This window comes from Peribacillus sp. NPDC096540, assembly GCF_050278525.1.
In the GTDB taxonomy this organism is placed as follows: domain Bacteria; phylum Bacillota; class Bacilli; order Bacillales; family DSM-1321; genus Peribacillus.
In genome coordinates this window covers 1-14,857 of sequence record NZ_JBNNTG010000023.1, presented here as the reverse complement: position 1 = coordinate 14,857, position 14,857 = coordinate 1, and the positions used below count along the sequence as shown (strand labels likewise).

General features: G+C 35.3%; 15 protein-coding genes. 12 read left to right on the top strand and 3 right to left on the bottom strand.

The genetic code is table 11. The features are described 5' to 3' along the window. Nucleotides 1-24: 24 nt before the first annotated feature. The 6 genes from ACQKMR_RS18480 to ACQKMR_RS18455 all read left to right on the top strand — a co-directional run bounded on the left by ACQKMR_RS18480 (nt 25) and on the right by ACQKMR_RS18455 (nt 5,484). The gene (locus tag ACQKMR_RS18480; RefSeq protein ID WP_427698613.1) at nt 25-423 is read left to right on the top strand and encodes a hypothetical protein; all 399 of its coding nucleotides are present in this window, start codon (nt 25-27) and stop codon (nt 421-423) included. 164 nt (nt 424-587) lie between these two features. Then, entirely contained in the window at nt 588-1,106 is a 519-nt protein-coding gene (locus ACQKMR_RS18475; RefSeq protein WP_427698612.1) for a general stress protein, read from the top strand. A gap of 392 nt (nt 1,107-1,498) precedes the next feature. Further along, entirely contained in the window at nt 1,499-1,990 is a 492-nt protein-coding gene (locus tag ACQKMR_RS18470; RefSeq protein ID WP_098372726.1) for a DinB family protein, read from the top strand. A 378-nt stretch (nt 1,991-2,368) separates the two neighbouring features. Continuing rightward, nucleotides 2,369-2,809: a cell wall hydrolase gene (locus ACQKMR_RS18465; protein ID WP_427698611.1), complete on the top strand. Its 441-nt coding sequence runs from the start codon at nt 2,369-2,371 to the stop codon at nt 2,807-2,809. Between the two features lie 546 nt (nt 2,810-3,355). Continuing rightward, nucleotides 3,356-4,216: a transporter substrate-binding domain-containing protein gene (locus ACQKMR_RS18460; protein WP_427698610.1), complete on the top strand. Its 861-nt coding sequence runs from the start codon at nt 3,356-3,358 to the stop codon at nt 4,214-4,216. 650 nt (nt 4,217-4,866) lie between these two features. Beyond that, on the top strand, nt 4,867-5,484 hold the full coding sequence (locus tag ACQKMR_RS18455) for a hypothetical protein (RefSeq protein WP_427698609.1): 618 nt from the start codon (nt 4,867-4,869) through the stop codon (nt 5,482-5,484). 263 nt (nt 5,485-5,747) lie between these two features. On the opposite strand, the gene ACQKMR_RS18450 is transcribed toward ACQKMR_RS18455, so the two are convergent. From ACQKMR_RS18450 to ACQKMR_RS18440, 3 genes are all read right to left on the bottom strand, one after another. Continuing rightward, on the bottom strand, nt 5,748-6,593 hold the full coding sequence (locus ACQKMR_RS18450) for a carbon-nitrogen hydrolase (protein ID WP_427698608.1): 846 nt from the start codon (nt 6,591-6,593) through the stop codon (nt 5,748-5,750). After that, nucleotides 6,590-8,203: an amidohydrolase gene (locus tag ACQKMR_RS18445; protein WP_427698607.1), complete on the bottom strand. Its 1,614-nt coding sequence runs from the start codon at nt 8,201-8,203 to the stop codon at nt 6,590-6,592. Before ACQKMR_RS18445 ends, ACQKMR_RS18450 begins: the two co-directional genes overlap by 4 nt. 161 nt (nt 8,204-8,364) lie before the next feature. Further along, nucleotides 8,365-9,690: an APC family permease gene (locus tag ACQKMR_RS18440; protein WP_427698680.1), complete on the bottom strand. Its 1,326-nt coding sequence runs from the start codon at nt 9,688-9,690 to the stop codon at nt 8,365-8,367. Nucleotides 9,691-10,227: 537 nt separating this feature from the next. Between ACQKMR_RS18440 and ACQKMR_RS18435 the strand changes: the two genes are divergently transcribed. The 6 genes from ACQKMR_RS18435 to ACQKMR_RS18410 all read left to right on the top strand — a co-directional run bounded on the left by ACQKMR_RS18435 (nt 10,228) and on the right by ACQKMR_RS18410 (nt 14,601). Continuing rightward, on the top strand, nt 10,228-10,836 hold the full coding sequence (locus ACQKMR_RS18435) for a PadR family transcriptional regulator (protein WP_427698606.1): 609 nt from the start codon (nt 10,228-10,230) through the stop codon (nt 10,834-10,836). Nucleotides 10,837-10,839: 3 nt separating this feature from the next. Then, the gene (locus ACQKMR_RS18430; protein WP_427698605.1) at nt 10,840-11,811 is read left to right on the top strand and encodes an MFS transporter; all 972 of its coding nucleotides are present in this window, start codon (nt 10,840-10,842) and stop codon (nt 11,809-11,811) included. Continuing rightward, complete coding sequence (locus tag ACQKMR_RS18425; protein ID WP_427698604.1) at nt 11,812-12,117, top strand: hypothetical protein; 306 nt, start codon at nt 11,812-11,814, stop codon at nt 12,115-12,117. A gap of 260 nt (nt 12,118-12,377) precedes the next feature. Continuing rightward, the gene (locus ACQKMR_RS18420; RefSeq protein WP_427698603.1) at nt 12,378-12,836 is read left to right on the top strand and encodes a hypothetical protein; all 459 of its coding nucleotides are present in this window, start codon (nt 12,378-12,380) and stop codon (nt 12,834-12,836) included. A 250-nt stretch (nt 12,837-13,086) separates the two neighbouring features. Beyond that, nucleotides 13,087-13,434 (top strand): hypothetical protein, encoded by a 348-nt coding sequence (locus tag ACQKMR_RS18415; protein WP_427698602.1) that lies wholly within the window; start codon nt 13,087-13,089, stop codon nt 13,432-13,434. Between the two features lie 426 nt (nt 13,435-13,860). Further along, complete coding sequence (locus ACQKMR_RS18410; protein ID WP_427698601.1) at nt 13,861-14,601, top strand: MBL fold metallo-hydrolase; 741 nt, start codon at nt 13,861-13,863, stop codon at nt 14,599-14,601. Nucleotides 14,602-14,857 lie beyond the last annotated feature (256 nt).

Below are 14,857 nucleotides of genomic sequence, written 5' to 3'. Positions count from 1 at the left end.
CTAAATTATGGGGATGTATGTATCGTGAAAAAAATATTTATTTTATTTATCGTAATTGGTTTTGCATTAGTCGGATGTTCTCAAGAACCAAAGAATGAAATAAGTGAAACAGTCGCTGAAAATGGTTCAGAAGCACAAACAGAAATAGAAACAAACTCTAAAACTAAAATGAATGATTTAGAATTAAAAGATGCGGAAGAAATAGACATTTTTAAAAGAGCAGTAAGCAATTCGAAAAAAGAGCCAGGTATTGTCAATATGGTAGAAGAACCACAGTATAAATTTAGTATTGGCGAAGAAACTTACTTTCTTTGGATCACAGAAGAATCTGGAACGATAATGAATACAAAAGACACGCACACTATTTATACACTATCAAGTAGTTCGGTTAAAGAAGTTTATGAGTTTGTTAATAAAGGTTAATTATTAAACATACTTTGTTATAAGTGTTCAAACTTTATTGTAAAGCTACAATAACTATTTATTAAAAAGAAAAAGAAGCAAGATTTTTGTTCGCGAACAATAAAGTTGTTGAAAAAATAATAAAGATGTTTAAAACCTAATAATAATGATAAAAGGTGAGAACTATGAGAAGAAATATAGAAAAGAGGCTATTCTATTTATATACAGGTGAGTTATTTTCAATAATTAGTTTTGTTTTTCTAAGTTATTTAATTAATTATGTTTATCCTAAATTACATTTATACTCGCTATATTCTTTTTGGATTTCATTTCTTCTTTTGGAGTTTCTCTTACTACAAGGGACTGTTTACTGGTACGTAAAATGGAAAAGACTAAAAAAGGAAAAGACATCTATTACTCCCGTTTGGATTGTTCAACGATTAAAAAATTTACAGAAAGTGAATGTTGGAATGATTATCGCCGGACTTATTATGTTTGTTATCGATTTTTTTTATTGGTATCCTTTATTACCTTTAGGAGGATTATCAATTGCGGGATTTATTTATGTTTTTGCATTGCTTGAGTATATTAACTATTATTATGTTCAACTCTCATACGATAATATCTCTGATATTAAATACCTGGTGAAATCAAAAAGACTAAAACAAGCAAGTATAAACAAAGATTTTAAACGTATTTTATAAAAATATTATGTTGAACTTATGAAGCTTTAAGAATAAGAAAAATTAAACAACTGTAGCTTTGTAAAAAAGTTTGATTATTTATAATAAAGATTGATAATTTGTAATAAAGATTGATTAAAATCATCTCTCCTCTATAGGTTTCTTAGAGGTAGATGATTTTTTTATTGGATATTTATGCCAATATCACTATATTATGAAGAAATGTACTTAAACTAACGGGGCAGAATAGTTGAAAAATAATTAATATGATAACCTAATCTTTTAGAAGGTGAAATAATGGAACAAGTAATAAAAGAAATTCTGTCTAGAGGAATACTCTTTAACTGATGCGAATCTATTGTAAGGTAAGCAATAATAAATTCAATCTAGGATTAAATTGGAGGGAATAGAAAATGGATGTAAAGACACTTTTGTTACAACAATGGGCAAGCTGCTTAGATGAAGAAGACTGGTTTCCACCACTTGAAAAAGTGCTAGAGGACATCACTTTTGAACAGGCAATTTGGAAACCAGCTGATGGGGCAATGAATTCCATTTGGGAATTAGTTTGTCATTTACTTTTCTTTGAAAAGAGATATCTGATGCGATTTCTTGGTGAAACAGCGAATGAACCACAGGCAGAAAATAATGACTCTACATTTCGATTACCAACTGAGACGTTAGAAAATTGGAAGGAAACAAAACAAGAATACTTTTATGTTCATCGTGAACTTGGAAAAATACTAGCAAAATCAGAACATGAAGATTTGTATAGACAGATTCCAGGAGATAATTCATTAGTGCTTGAACTGAAGAGTTTAGCAATGCACGACGCATATCATATTGGGCAAATTGTATTCCTTAGTAAAATGCAAGGTGCTTGGGCAGCGAAACGCAGCTTTTAAAAAAGCTTCATTAGCTTTACAGTTATTCCATTATAGGGGGGCTTTAATGGAATAAGAACGGGAACGTCCAAATCGGACGTTCCCATATTTTATACCTGAAAAACAACAATACTATTTAACAAAGCCTAAGATAAAAAAAGTTTGTGAAGATTTTCACTTAAACTAACGGGTGCTTTAGCTGAAGATCAGAGCTGTCTTTAAGGCAGTTTTTTCTTTATGCAACTATCGGGTCAGTTTATTTGAATAAAGGTATCAAAAAGAATGCCATAGCTTTCATCTTACTTAAAAACTGAAAGCTTTAAAAACTAAGCATTCTTATTTTATAGACAGTGACATTAATGCAGGCTTTTTTTCATACGATATATTTGGGGTGAAAAAATGCCAAGAGTAAATTACCGAAGTTCAGACGTTGACTTAATGGCAAGGATGATGAGAGCAGAAGCCGAAGGTGAAGGATTACAAGGAATGTTATATGTTGGAAATGTAATTGTTAATCGTCTTAAAGCTGATTGTTTAGACTTTAAAGATTTAAGAACAATTCCACAAGTCATTTATCACGTACAAGGAGGAAATTATTCTTTTGAAGCTGTTCAAAAAGGTAATGTATTTTATCAAAGAGCTAGAACTGCTGAAAAACGATTAGCAAAACAGAATTTGGAATACTGGAGACAACACCCAGGGAAATATGCCCTTTGGTATTTTAATCCATATGCTCCATGCCCACCAACATGGTACGATCAACCTTTTGCTGGACAATATAAAAATCATTGTTATTATGAACCTAAACCTGGAACATGTGAAAGTGTTTATACCGGTTAGATTGTCTAGGAGCTATTATTGATTCTGGAGTTTTATTGTAATTTTGCCTTTTTGGTGCTACGAATACAAAATTTTAAGTCGTAGGTGCTGGTAGCCAACCCTATACATTCAATGCAACTCCTGTAGGTAATGTAACAGTTGTCGGTTGAAAAAAAACTTGAAACCCTAACCGCAGCCTATTTTTTCAATCGTTGTTTTGGTGTATTTTTATCTCACGAAATAAAAAGGGAACTTCCTGGTTAGCAGGAGTTCCTTTTTTTATATATCAAACATTTAGGAATAGTAATTTATCCAAGAAGCAAGATTGTGAAATGTTGTATTTAAACTAAAAGGTGCGTTAGTTCAACAAGAAATTAAATTAGGACTACATATATTAGATATATCTAATATGTGTAGTCCTTTTAATATCAACTGTTACGCTAATCTAACCTAAATATAAAAAAGTGGCATTTTTATTTGTTTTGAAGGTGATTCATTGATGTTGTCGTATTTTAATAATTGGTAGATTATTTCTGAAAATATATCAAAAAATGGAGGGGGAATCACATGTTTAAAAATTGGAAAAAAACACTAATGGCTGGAGTGATCAGCTTATCCTTGCTAGGTACAGGGTACGTCGGTCACGACCTGATCTCCTCGCAAAACGTATCGGCTGAACCCGCATCAGAAAATGCACCAGGGCATTTGAAAAATGTTGAGACTTCCCAGCTTGATGAAATAATCGAACGAGGATACATTCGGGTAGGAATGACCGGGGACTACAAACCTTTTACCTATTTGAACCCAGAAACAAATGAGTATGAAGGCTTTGACGTGGACGCTGCTAAAGAGCTTGGCAAAGACCTCGGTGTGGAGGTAGAATTTGTCGCTACCACATGGCCAACGATGATGAAAGACCTACAAGCGGACAAATTTGATATCGCTGTGGGCGGTGTGACTCGCAACACAGCCAGACAAAAAAGCGCTTATGTATCCCAAGGTTACCTTTCATTCGGTAAGGTGCCTTTGATTCGCAAGAAAGATAAAGACAATTATCTTACCATTAAAGATATCAACAAGCCTTCTGTACGCATTGGCGTAAATCCAGGCGGAACAAACGAAGCATTTGTTCGTCAGTATCTAAGCAATGCTAACGTAACTGTTGTAGAAAACAATCTTGATATCCCTCATCTTGTTGCAGAAGGTACGTATGATGTTATGATCACAGACACAGTAGAAGCAATGCTGTATGCTAAAGCTGATCCCAGACTGTATGCGGCTCTAACTGACAAGCCTTTCACAAACAGTGAAAAAGGTTATATGATCCCGCGAGGTGATTTCATTTATGCAAGCTACTTGGAAATGTGGCTGGATGAAATGAAGCTCCAGGGGAAATTTGACGCCCTCTACAAAAAGTGGATGGAATAGAAAATAGATATGCTCCTTAAAAAGCTACCCTTAATACTGCCGTGTCAGTTTCTAGGGAAGCTTTTTTTTGTAAAAATAAAAACAGAAGAGTAAATTACTTCGCCTTTTTCTTGTTTCACTAACGGGTGCTTTACTTCAATAAGGGAGGTTGCTGAAGCAACCTTTTTGTTATGCAACTAAAGGGGCAGGGTTGTTGAACAAGAAACACATGTTTTATGATGGGATATATGAAATATATTGAGAGATGAGGGAAGGGAAATTGATAAGATATATAATAGGTTTTTCAGCAGGATATATTGCGTGTATGTTGATAGTTTATTTTATCCTTGATTACTTCTCTTGGTCATTCGCTGTGGGTTCTTTAACTGGTATAGCTTTATTTGGACTTATAATAAAGGTACTTGATAGAAAAAAATAACAGAATTTATCCTAAACTAATACTTCTTGAACGAACTGTTGCGATACTTCAATAACGAAGTGTCGCTTTTTTCTTGAAGAGCAAATGGGGCAGAATAGTTCAGTAATTTGTACGCCTGAATATAATGAAAAAGGATATAGTTTTCTTTCTCGAATGAAGTGCCTAATATTCAAATAACTGATAAACATGCGGTTGTAGTGACCAAATACTTAAGATGAAAGGAATTTTATTTATGGTGCAAACTTCAAGAATCATTTCTAGAGCTGCTGTTCGCGGATCTGCAATTGGTTTGCTATTCATGGCGTTTTTCGGTACGCTTTGGGCAGGTACTGGTGTAATGGGATTGCAAGGTTGGGGATCTCCTTACGTGGAGTTCGCTGCTGTTTTCGTGGGTATTATGCTGGTTATTGGTGGCATTTCATTAATACGGGCATCACGACAATTACCTAATCAGGTTTCAGAAGAAGATGCCAGGCGCTGGAAGCGTATAAGGTTTTGGTTTAACATAATCTTCATTGCAGAAGTTTTGGCAGTCGGGATTACAATTGCCATCTGTAACATTACTAATATGACTGATCTTATACCGGCAATTATTGCCTTAATTGTGGGTATTCATTTTTTACCTTTGGCGCATCTTTATCAATTAAGAATCTACTTTGTTACGGGATCACTCCTCTGTTTACTCGCGATTATTACATTGCTCGTTATGCCTGAAATTGTCACGCTGTGGAAGCATCAAATCATTGCACCGTTGGCGATAATCGGCTTCGGCTCCGCACTAATCCTTTGGGCAACTGGATTGACGATATGGCTAAAGGCTAAAAAATTGCTGTGTATCGCCCGTCAATAATAACACAGGAGCTTACTTTGAAAAAGTGTATCTATTGTACAAAAAAGTGAAAGGCAGAGTAACTTTCTTATACAGCCAATGGGAAGGACGATCCATATGAAGTCATTATCACCAGTAAGGATGACGAACGAATGAATTAAAGGAAGAGGGACTGCCCTATTTAAAATAAGGCAGTCCCTTCAGTTTATTATGTTATTTTTTTTATTCAAAAATGTGGTAGGACCCCAATATGTGGTACGTACTAATACATAGGATGGGTAACCCTAACATTGTTCCAAAATTGGCCCATATGTATCCGTTCGTCGATCCCTTAAAAATTGTAGGAGATTTCTTGCAAACTCGATTTCTTTTATATCGATTTCCTGGACCAGGATTCCTTCCTCTTCATCTAATGATTGGAGAATATCTCCCATCGGATTGCTTATGAAACTTCCACCATAGAATCTCATATCTTTTTCTTGGCCGACTCGATTAACCGCAGCTACAAATACGCCATTATGAATGCCGTGTGAAGAAATGGCTTTGGTCCAGGTTCTTCTAGTCGATAGCTCTGGATGATCCGGCTCCGAACCAATTGCGGAGGGATAGAATAGTATATCTGCTCCATTCAATGTCAGAATACGGGCTACCTCTGGAAACCACTCGTCCCAGCAGATGCCGATTCCAATTTTCCCAAATTTCGTATCATACACTGGATACCCTGTATTTCCTTGCGTAAAGTAATATTTTTCATGGTATTGAGGCCCGTCTGGGATATGATTTTTCCGGGTTGTGCCTAAATGTTTTCCATTTTCATCAAAAACTGCCGCACTATTAAAATAGATCCCTTTTGCTACCCATTCATAGAAAGGGACGATTAACACGATTCCTAGCTCTTTAGAAAGTTCCTGCATCTCCTTTATAGCTACATGGTCTAAAGAGATTGCTAATTTATAATTCTCTACAGAAACTGTTTGAGCAAAGTATTCAGAATGATAGAGTTCCTGTAAACAAACAATCTTCGCACCTTGAGCTGCAGCTTCTCTTACCTTCACTTTTGTTTTTTCTACATTCACTTCAATTCGTTCATCACAAGTCAATTGAATTAATCCTATATTCACTTTGCTCATATGGATACCTCCCCAACAATTTCATGGACAACCCTTCCGTCTACCATGGTAAAAACAACATTTGCTTTTTTGATTTCCTCATACGGAACATCAAATAAGTTACGGTCAAGGACAATAATATCTGCAAGTTTTCCAGCCTCAATTGTTCCTAGTTCTTTTTCACGGAAAGCCCCATATGCCGGAGCCGAAGTATAAGCAAGTAGCGCATCCTTTAATGAAATTCGTTCCTTTTCATCCCATGTTACACCTTCATCATCTAGCCTTGTAACAGCACGATAAATCCCTGGCAATGGTTCCAACTTGACAACTGGATAGTCTGTGCCAAATACAACATTCGCACCATTATCTATCATCGTTTTTAGTAAATAGGTATGTTTCATTCGATCTTGCCCGATTAAGTCCTCATACACCTCCCTTTGTGTAACGTTGATATGTTCTGGCTGAACAGAGGCAAGTACTCCTAACTTGTTAAACCTTTCAATGTCATCAGGATGGATCATTTCTACATGCTCTATTACATGACGGGAATCTCTCACCCCGTTTTTCCGCTGGGCTGTTTCAAAAGAATCCAAGGCTAATTTAACCGCTCCATCCCCAATACAATGGAAGCGAACCCGAAATCCTTCTTCATCAGCTTCTACTGTCCAATTTTTAATCGTCTCCGCTGGAAAAACTGTATTCCCCTTTGTTGATGGATTATTTGTATATTCATCTAGCAAATAAGCAGTATGACTGGTGGTGACTCCATCGACAAACTGCTTGAAGCCACAGAATTGAACCATATTGGATGTATATTTCTCACGTAAACTTTTTGCCAGTCCCAAATCTCCGTTTAATGGAGCAACAAAATGAATTCTTGCAGTTAACTTACCTTGTTTTTCATATTCAGCATACAATTCTGCTTCTTCCACACCCATTTCTGGGATTCTTAATAAATCATGAACAGAAGTAACCCCATATTTAGCTGCTTCACGTAAAAAGTTATTGAGTAACTTCTCTTGTGTTTCAAGATTAATAGGTAATGCTTTTGTGACAAAACCTACAGCGTGCTCAAGTAATAATCCTGTCGGCTCCCCATTTTCATCCCTAACAATCTCGCCGTATGGGGGATTTTCCGTATTTTTATCAATCCCTGCCAATTCCAACGCTTTGGAATTCACCCATGCACTATGAAATTCAGCCTGATATAGCAGCACAGGTCTGTCCGAAATTACCTCGTCCAAGAAGGATCGGTGCGGCTGCCCTTCCTCCCAAAGGTTTTGTTCCCAGCTACACCCTATGACAAAGGGGTCATCTATTTTTGTGTCTGCGTATTCTTTAACCATCTCAGCGGCTTCTTTTGCCGATCTCGCTGAATTGAGCCGAACGCTATCATTCAATAAACCACCTAACAACAAATGGATATGAAAGTCATGGAAACCCGGCATAATCAGCTGATCACCAAAATGGTAAATCTTCGTCCGACTATCTACATATTCAGCAAAGCTACCTAATTCTAAAACTCCTATAATTTTATTTTCCTTGATTAATATAGACGCTGGAACGGGAGAGTCTGTTGACCCGGTTAAAACACAATTCCCACTAATTACAATATCAGCTATGATTGGCATTGTTACCTCTCCTTATATAGTAAAATCTTATTTTCGTATTCCACTTGTTTTATTTAAAAAATGTAATTCCTATGACAAATTACAATTCAGGCATTTCACTTAATCCTGTAAAAATTCTATTACTTTTGATTTCTTTTATCATGATAATTCCCCAATTATTTTTAAGTATGTTCACCTGATAAATTTATTTCTGGAGGTGACTGTTTAAATCCTTTTGTTAATACCAGCATGTATACAAATCCAAGCACGAACCAAATTCCTCCAAGTACTTTCGAGTGAATATCTAAATTCACAAGTAACCATAAATCAAGAACGGCTCCAATAAGTGGGATGATTAAATATAGAATGGTTCCTTTGAAAGATCGCTGTTTGTTCTTGATAAAGTAATAAAAAATAACAGAGAGATTAACACAGGTGAAGGCAAGGAAGGCTCCGAAATTTATAAATGAAGCAACTAATGTCAAACTTAAAACTAATGCAAGTAGTGAAAACCCACTAATTAAAAGAATGTTATTAACAGGAGTTTTATATTTTTTATGAAGAGTTCCGAAGAATTGCTTCGGTAATTGTCCATCACGCCCCATTGCATAAAGGACACGTGATGCACTTGCTTGAGAAGACATTGCAGATCCAAAGGCGGTGAACCCATAAACAGCTAAGAAGAAAGTAGCAAATGTTTTTCCGCCAACTAATGTAATAATTTCGTTGGCTGCTGCATCCGCATTACTGAACGTATCATATAAAGGCCATACGTTATGTGCAAAATATGAAACGGCTATAAATAGAATTCCTCCTGTAAACATGATGATATAGATTGCACGGGGAATGGTTTTTTCAGGTTGAATTGTCTCTTCGGCAAATGCTGTAGCAGAATCAAACCCAAGAAATGAGAAACAAAGAAGTGCTGCTCCTGCGACGATGAAAGAAAAGTGCTCATTCGTATTATAAAAAGATTCAAAACTCCAAAGTGTACCCGTTCCTGTGCCACCGGTAATTTCACGAATTGATAATCCGATAAATATAGCGATGAAAAGAATGGCTAAAATTGTGAGGAGAGCATTTGCTTTTGTCGCTATTTTTACGCCTATCACATTAATCACTGTCACTATCAACAGTAAACCTAATACCCAAACATATGACGGTATAGATGGAAAAGCTGCCGAGAAGAAAATGCTAAATAATAAGTAATTGACCATTGGAATGAATAAATAATCCATTAAAATCGACCAACCTACGAGAAAACCAGCATAAGAATTGATTGATTTTTGTGTGTACGCATAAGCAGAACCGGCTGAAGGTATAACCTTTGCCATCTGTCCATAACTGTATGCCGTAAAGAACATCACACCTAAAGCGAGTAAGTAGGATCCTGGAACCATACCATGAGATAATTGAGCCGCGATTCCATATGTACTAAACACAGTGGCTAACGCCATAAATGAAAAACCAAATAGAACGACAGGAATAAGAGTTAACGACCTCTTCATCCCTTTTGAATCTGACACATAACAACCCCCTTTATTTCTGTTTTAGTTTCTATACATAAATTAAAGCAAAAAATATGCCAAGTTTACATAATTAGTAAACGACCTACACAACCCTTATGAAATACTCTTTCTCAAGAGTAAAATGAGAAGAATTCTGTACTTGAGACCACAATTAAGTTCCAAAAACATTTAAAATTGCATACCTTATTCACATTTGCATAAAAAAACATCCTATTTAAAGTAATCTACTTTAATAGGATGTCATTGTTATTCGTACATTAGGGGTCCTACATTACTCTATTAGATTGTGAGGGTTTATACATAAACTAGATTTCAATAAACATTATGTGAAATAGAAGTGCCTAACTTTTTCTTGTTAAACTAACTGGTGCGTTAGTTCTTTAAAATTGGATCATTATGAAATAAGATAACTTTCTTGAAAATATGGAAATTTTTTTATTATTTGGTTGATTTAACCTGCAAATAGACATATCATGATGATATATCACTTTGATATGTGAAAGGGGTTAGTAAACGTTGTCTATTGAACATTCTATTCTTGCTATTTTAAGTTTTTATCCAAGTACCGGATACGATATTAAATCTGAGTTTGAGCATAAAGCAGCCGGCTTATATTGGGGGATGAGTTATGGAAGTATTTATCCTAAACTAAAAAAGTTTGAAGAAGAGGGTTTTATTTATCCTATCGAACAAGATGAAGAGGGACGTAAAAAGAAACTTTATGAACTTACTCCAAAGGGGTGGGAAGAATTTGAAGATTGGCTTCGGCTTCCCCCGGCCTATCCAAATATTAGAGATGAATTATTAATAAAGATGTCCACATGGCATGAAGATATAGAAAGCTCAATATTAATCAGTCATCTTCTAAAAAGAAAAGAGACAACTGAGGATTTACTTGAATTTGTTAAAGCTTGGCCCCAAAACGGTGTTTCTTACATCAGTAATTTTGGTATGCTAGCAATTCGCCATGCCGAAATACAATTAGAAGCTGAGTTGATGTGGATTGAAGAATCGATAAATGCCTTGGAAAAAAATCAACTCCCAAAAGGACAGGATCCAAATGGGAATACAGAAAAACTTCTAGAAAGGCGAAGAAAAGCAATCCAAGAAGAAAAGGAGAAATAACAGATGAAAGCTGGCATATTTAAGCCTGTTAGATTCCGTGCATTTCGTTCACTATTTGGTGCACAGCTATTTTCAGACCTTGGTAATTGGCTTGATTTTATTGCTTTGCAGGTTATTGTTGCTTACAATTGGGGGCTAGATGAAACAGCCATTGCTGCAGTAATCATTGTATTAGGACTACCTTGGGTTATTATAGGTCCTTTTGCAAGTGTCTTTGTGGATCGACTTCCCAAAAAGCAAATAATGGTTATTTGTTTATTTTTAAGAATCTTGATTGTAGTAGGACTATTCTTTGCTCCAAATCTTTATATCCTTTTAATATTTGTGTTTTTGAAGGGAACAGTCGCAGCAATTTATGATTCAGCAAGACAAAGTATACTCAGGTTTACGATACCTGATAACCACCTTCCTCAGGCAGTAACACTTAGCCAGCTTTCTACAAATACAATGAAAATTATTGGCCCTGCACTTGGTGGGGGCATCATAGCTTTTTTTGGTGCAAAAAGCCCTTTTTTATTTGAAGCTGTCTTTTTTTTCATTGCAATGGTATTTTTATTAACTCTTCCCAACATAGATGAAAAAGAAATGAATGCTGAGAATAAATCAAAAACTAAAAATAGTGATAGTGGTTATTATTGGGGAGAACTTTCAGATGGTATCAAGCACATTTTATTTACCCCTTTATTAAAAATTTCAGTAATTTTTTCCTCTGTAGCGTTTTTTATCATTTTCCTGTACGATGGACTATTGGTATTTATCGCTCAAAATCTAGGCTTTAATGAAGGGAATTTTGGATTACTGATAAGTGCGATAGGTCTTGGAAGCGTAGTAGGTTCACTTCTATTAGGGAATTGGATAAATTGGAAAAACAAACCGTTACATCTAATGTCATGTTCATCTATTATTAGTGGTTCTTTAATAATTGTAATGGGGTTTGGTATTATGGGGATTGTAAATCTTCCTTATTGGGGTTAGATGATTGGCGCTTTTTTCCTTGGCTTTATTAGCTCTGGTGAGTCTGTCCCTTATGGTTTTATTTTACAGTCCGAGACGCCTAAGCAAATTATGGGGAGAGTATCTGCTGTGGCCACATCTTTACAAACATTTTCTATGCTTATTGCACCAACTGTGGGATCTCTTCTTGCCAAATGGCTTGGAGTTTCAATCGTCTTGATGGGAGCAGGAGGGGCAACCTGCTTATTAGGTGCACTTGTCCTCATCTTTATCGTGAGAAGAATTAACGTTCAAAAAGATACTGAGGAAAAACAATTCCAAGCTTAAAAATTTTACATGATGATACAAGTTTTTAGCAACCGTAATTTATTGGTCATAAAAAATAAAGCATGTTGAAATATGTATGATTCTTGAACTCTAACAGCTTTTATTCCACAATCGGGCGCGATTCTTAAATAATAAGAATCGCTTTTCTTATAAAACTAACAGGTGCTTTAGCTGAAAATCGGAGCTGTCTTTAAGGCAGTTTTTTCTTTATGCAACTATCGGGGCAGGTTTTAAGGGTTTTATCATTAGGAGGTTTGTGTATGCTAATTCTGCGTTCAGGAATTACAGGTTTTCAACCAGCACCGTCAGTTAAAGAGAATAAATTCAAACAAATATGTTACTCTCTGTTCGGTTCAAAAGTATTGGACTTTATTGGAGCAGAAGCAGGAAAGAGTTTTTACGAGTGTATAATTAAAGTTAAAGATAAAAGAATTCATATTTTGCTTAATAGTCAGTATCCTTTTATGGCTTTTACATCAACTCGTGAATTATATGTGAAATATTTTCCATTCATCGATGAACCTGAAATAGCTAAACGATTCAAACAGTATTATAAAATACTACATCCTAACCTGTTGAATGAACCTTTAAGATATACTCAAACAGGTGAAAAGATTATAGTTAAAAACGAAAACAATTTACACCAAGATGAATTGGAAGAACTTGTCCATTGGAAACCTGAAACAGTGGGGGATGTTGTATTTAATTATTGGGATTAATTTTCACTAACGGGTGCTTTAGTTGTTTAATAAGCAGTATAAGAGGGTCTTCCAATCGAAGATTCTTTTTTCATTTCCTATAATGGTCCCTTATATAATTAAATTCCTAAGGTGCTTTAAAAAGCGCTTTGATTATCATTAATTCCATTTCCGAAAAATGCAGACAGGAAAAAATGGGTTAGACATGTAATAGAATAAGTGCTCATAAAATGATAAGAAATTAATTTTGAACAAGAAAGGAAGAATTTCAGTGGAAAATAAGATGAATATCATTCCTTTATTTTTTCTTTTTATGATCATATTACTTGCTTTGTATCTAGAATCATCTTCTTTGGAGTCTTTGCACAATACAGAACCCTTTTTAATTGGACAAGAAAGTGTAAATGATGCTGAACAAACTATGGCTGAAACTAAAGAACAAACGAATTCATCAGAAGAATTTGAATTAGATGAAAGACTAATTAATAAAGAAGTCATAGATGGTTATCTTGTAGAAACTTATCGTGAATATGAAATCTACAAAGACCAAAGTGGAAAGGTGACAAAAGTCATTCCTACTTCAAACTATAATTATATTCGTTATAAAATATACAATTAGTTTTATTGCTTCTAGTGGTTCAATAAAAGACCTTAGACAAGTTAACAGCGTTGTTCAATGAATTTTTTATGGAGCGATTAAAAGGGAATATTGACTTTCCGATTTCAACTAAATCTCGAGGGACTAGGAGGGGACAGAAGAACGTGGCTCTAAGTTATAGAGCTTGCTTTTTTTTAAGGAGGGCTTTCTTATAGAGCTAACAGGTGCTTTAGCTGAAAATCGGAGCTGTCTTTAAGGCAGTTTTTTCTTTATGCAACTATTGAGGCAGTTTAGCTCTATAGTGCAACAAATAAAAATAATTGACAAAAAATATTTTATGTGTTATGATTAAATATTTGTTATTGAAACCTTCCTGATTAATTGATAAATTAAACTAAACAGTTAATTAGATATGCAATTAATTAATAATTTGGAGGGGAAAATTTAATGAGAATAGCTAATGGAGTTGAAATGCTTGAGTTAGAAGCTGAAGCGTTTGGAGGGAAAGCAGTCATACACCCGACGCTTCTCTGGGATGATAAAGAAGCTATTTTGATAGATACAGGAATGCCAGGACAATATGAGCAAATAATCTCAGCAATGGACAGAATAGGTTTATCATTAGATAAATTAAAAGCAGTTATATTAACACATCAAGATATTGACCATATTGGAAATGTGCCAGAAATCATAAAGGCAACTAAAGGAAGTATTGAGATATTCGCTCACGAACTTGATAAACCATACATAGAAGGGGAAATTTCTCTTATTAAGACGAACCCTAAAAGTATGGCTAAGATTTTAGACTCTCTTCCAGAAGACCAATCAAGAATAATGCGTGAGATTTGTGAAAATCCTCCAAAAGCTAAGATTGATACTACTTTATCGGACGGTCAAGAACTACCCTATTTCGGAGGGATAAAAGTTCTATTTACTCCTGGCCATACCCCTGGACATATTAGCCTTTATTTGAAAAAAAGTAGAGTTCTTGTTGCTGCTGATGCAATGATTTGTATAGATGGAAATCTAAGAGGACCAGTTGAGCAAACAACACTCGATATGGATACTGCGATTTCTTCTTTAGATAAATTTTTAATATACGATATTGAATCTGTAATTTGCTACCACGGGGGAGTATGTGATAATAAGGTTCGTATCCAACTTGAAAATATCATTAGAAACTTATAGAACTATCAGGTGCGTTAGCTGAAGATCAGAGCTGTCTTTAAGGCAGCTTTTTCTTGTGTGCCAGGCATGGCAACTATCTAGGTGGTGAAAGTCCACTGTGGGGGTACACATCGACCAACCACTAAGGAAGCGCAAGGTACTTATCGTGAGGTAAGGGCTGGAGGAAGCGTGGAATAAAATCTTGGCTCGACGAACAGGAATCTGATACTAAGGCTCTATAAAGGGATTAAACTCCAAGACAAGTTAAAGTCCAAAA

Bases quoted from the DNA above. Each gene is read 5' to 3' on its own strand.
- ACQKMR_RS18460 (WP_427698610.1), top strand. From the start codon at position 3,356: ATGTTTAAAAATTGGAAAAAAACACTAATGGCTGGAGTGATCAGCTTA.
- ACQKMR_RS18465 (WP_427698611.1), top strand. From the start codon at position 2,369: ATGCCAAGAGTAAATTACCGAAGTTCAGACGTTGACTTAATGGCAAGG.
- ACQKMR_RS18410 (WP_427698601.1), top strand. From the start codon at position 13,861: ATGAGAATAGCTAATGGAGTTGAAATGCTTGAGTTAGAAGCTGAAGCG.
- ACQKMR_RS18455 (WP_427698609.1), top strand. From the start codon at position 4,867: ATGGTGCAAACTTCAAGAATCATTTCTAGAGCTGCTGTTCGCGGATCT.
- ACQKMR_RS18420 (WP_427698603.1), top strand. From the start codon at position 12,378: ATGCTAATTCTGCGTTCAGGAATTACAGGTTTTCAACCAGCACCGTCA.
- ACQKMR_RS18475 (WP_427698612.1), top strand. From the start codon at position 588: ATGAGAAGAAATATAGAAAAGAGGCTATTCTATTTATATACAGGTGAG.
- ACQKMR_RS18450 (WP_427698608.1), bottom strand. From the start codon at position 6,593: ATGAGCAAAGTGAATATAGGATTAATTCAATTGACTTGTGATGAACGA.
- ACQKMR_RS18445 (WP_427698607.1), bottom strand. From the start codon at position 8,203: ATGCCAATCATAGCTGATATTGTAATTAGTGGGAATTGTGTTTTAACC.
- ACQKMR_RS18425 (WP_427698604.1), top strand. From the start codon at position 11,812: ATGATTGGCGCTTTTTTCCTTGGCTTTATTAGCTCTGGTGAGTCTGTC.
- ACQKMR_RS18430 (WP_427698605.1), top strand. From the start codon at position 10,840: ATGAAAGCTGGCATATTTAAGCCTGTTAGATTCCGTGCATTTCGTTCA.
- ACQKMR_RS18470 (WP_098372726.1), top strand. From the start codon at position 1,499: ATGGATGTAAAGACACTTTTGTTACAACAATGGGCAAGCTGCTTAGAT.
- ACQKMR_RS18440 (WP_427698680.1), bottom strand. From the start codon at position 9,690: ATGAAGAGGTCGTTAACTCTTATTCCTGTCGTTCTATTTGGTTTTTCA.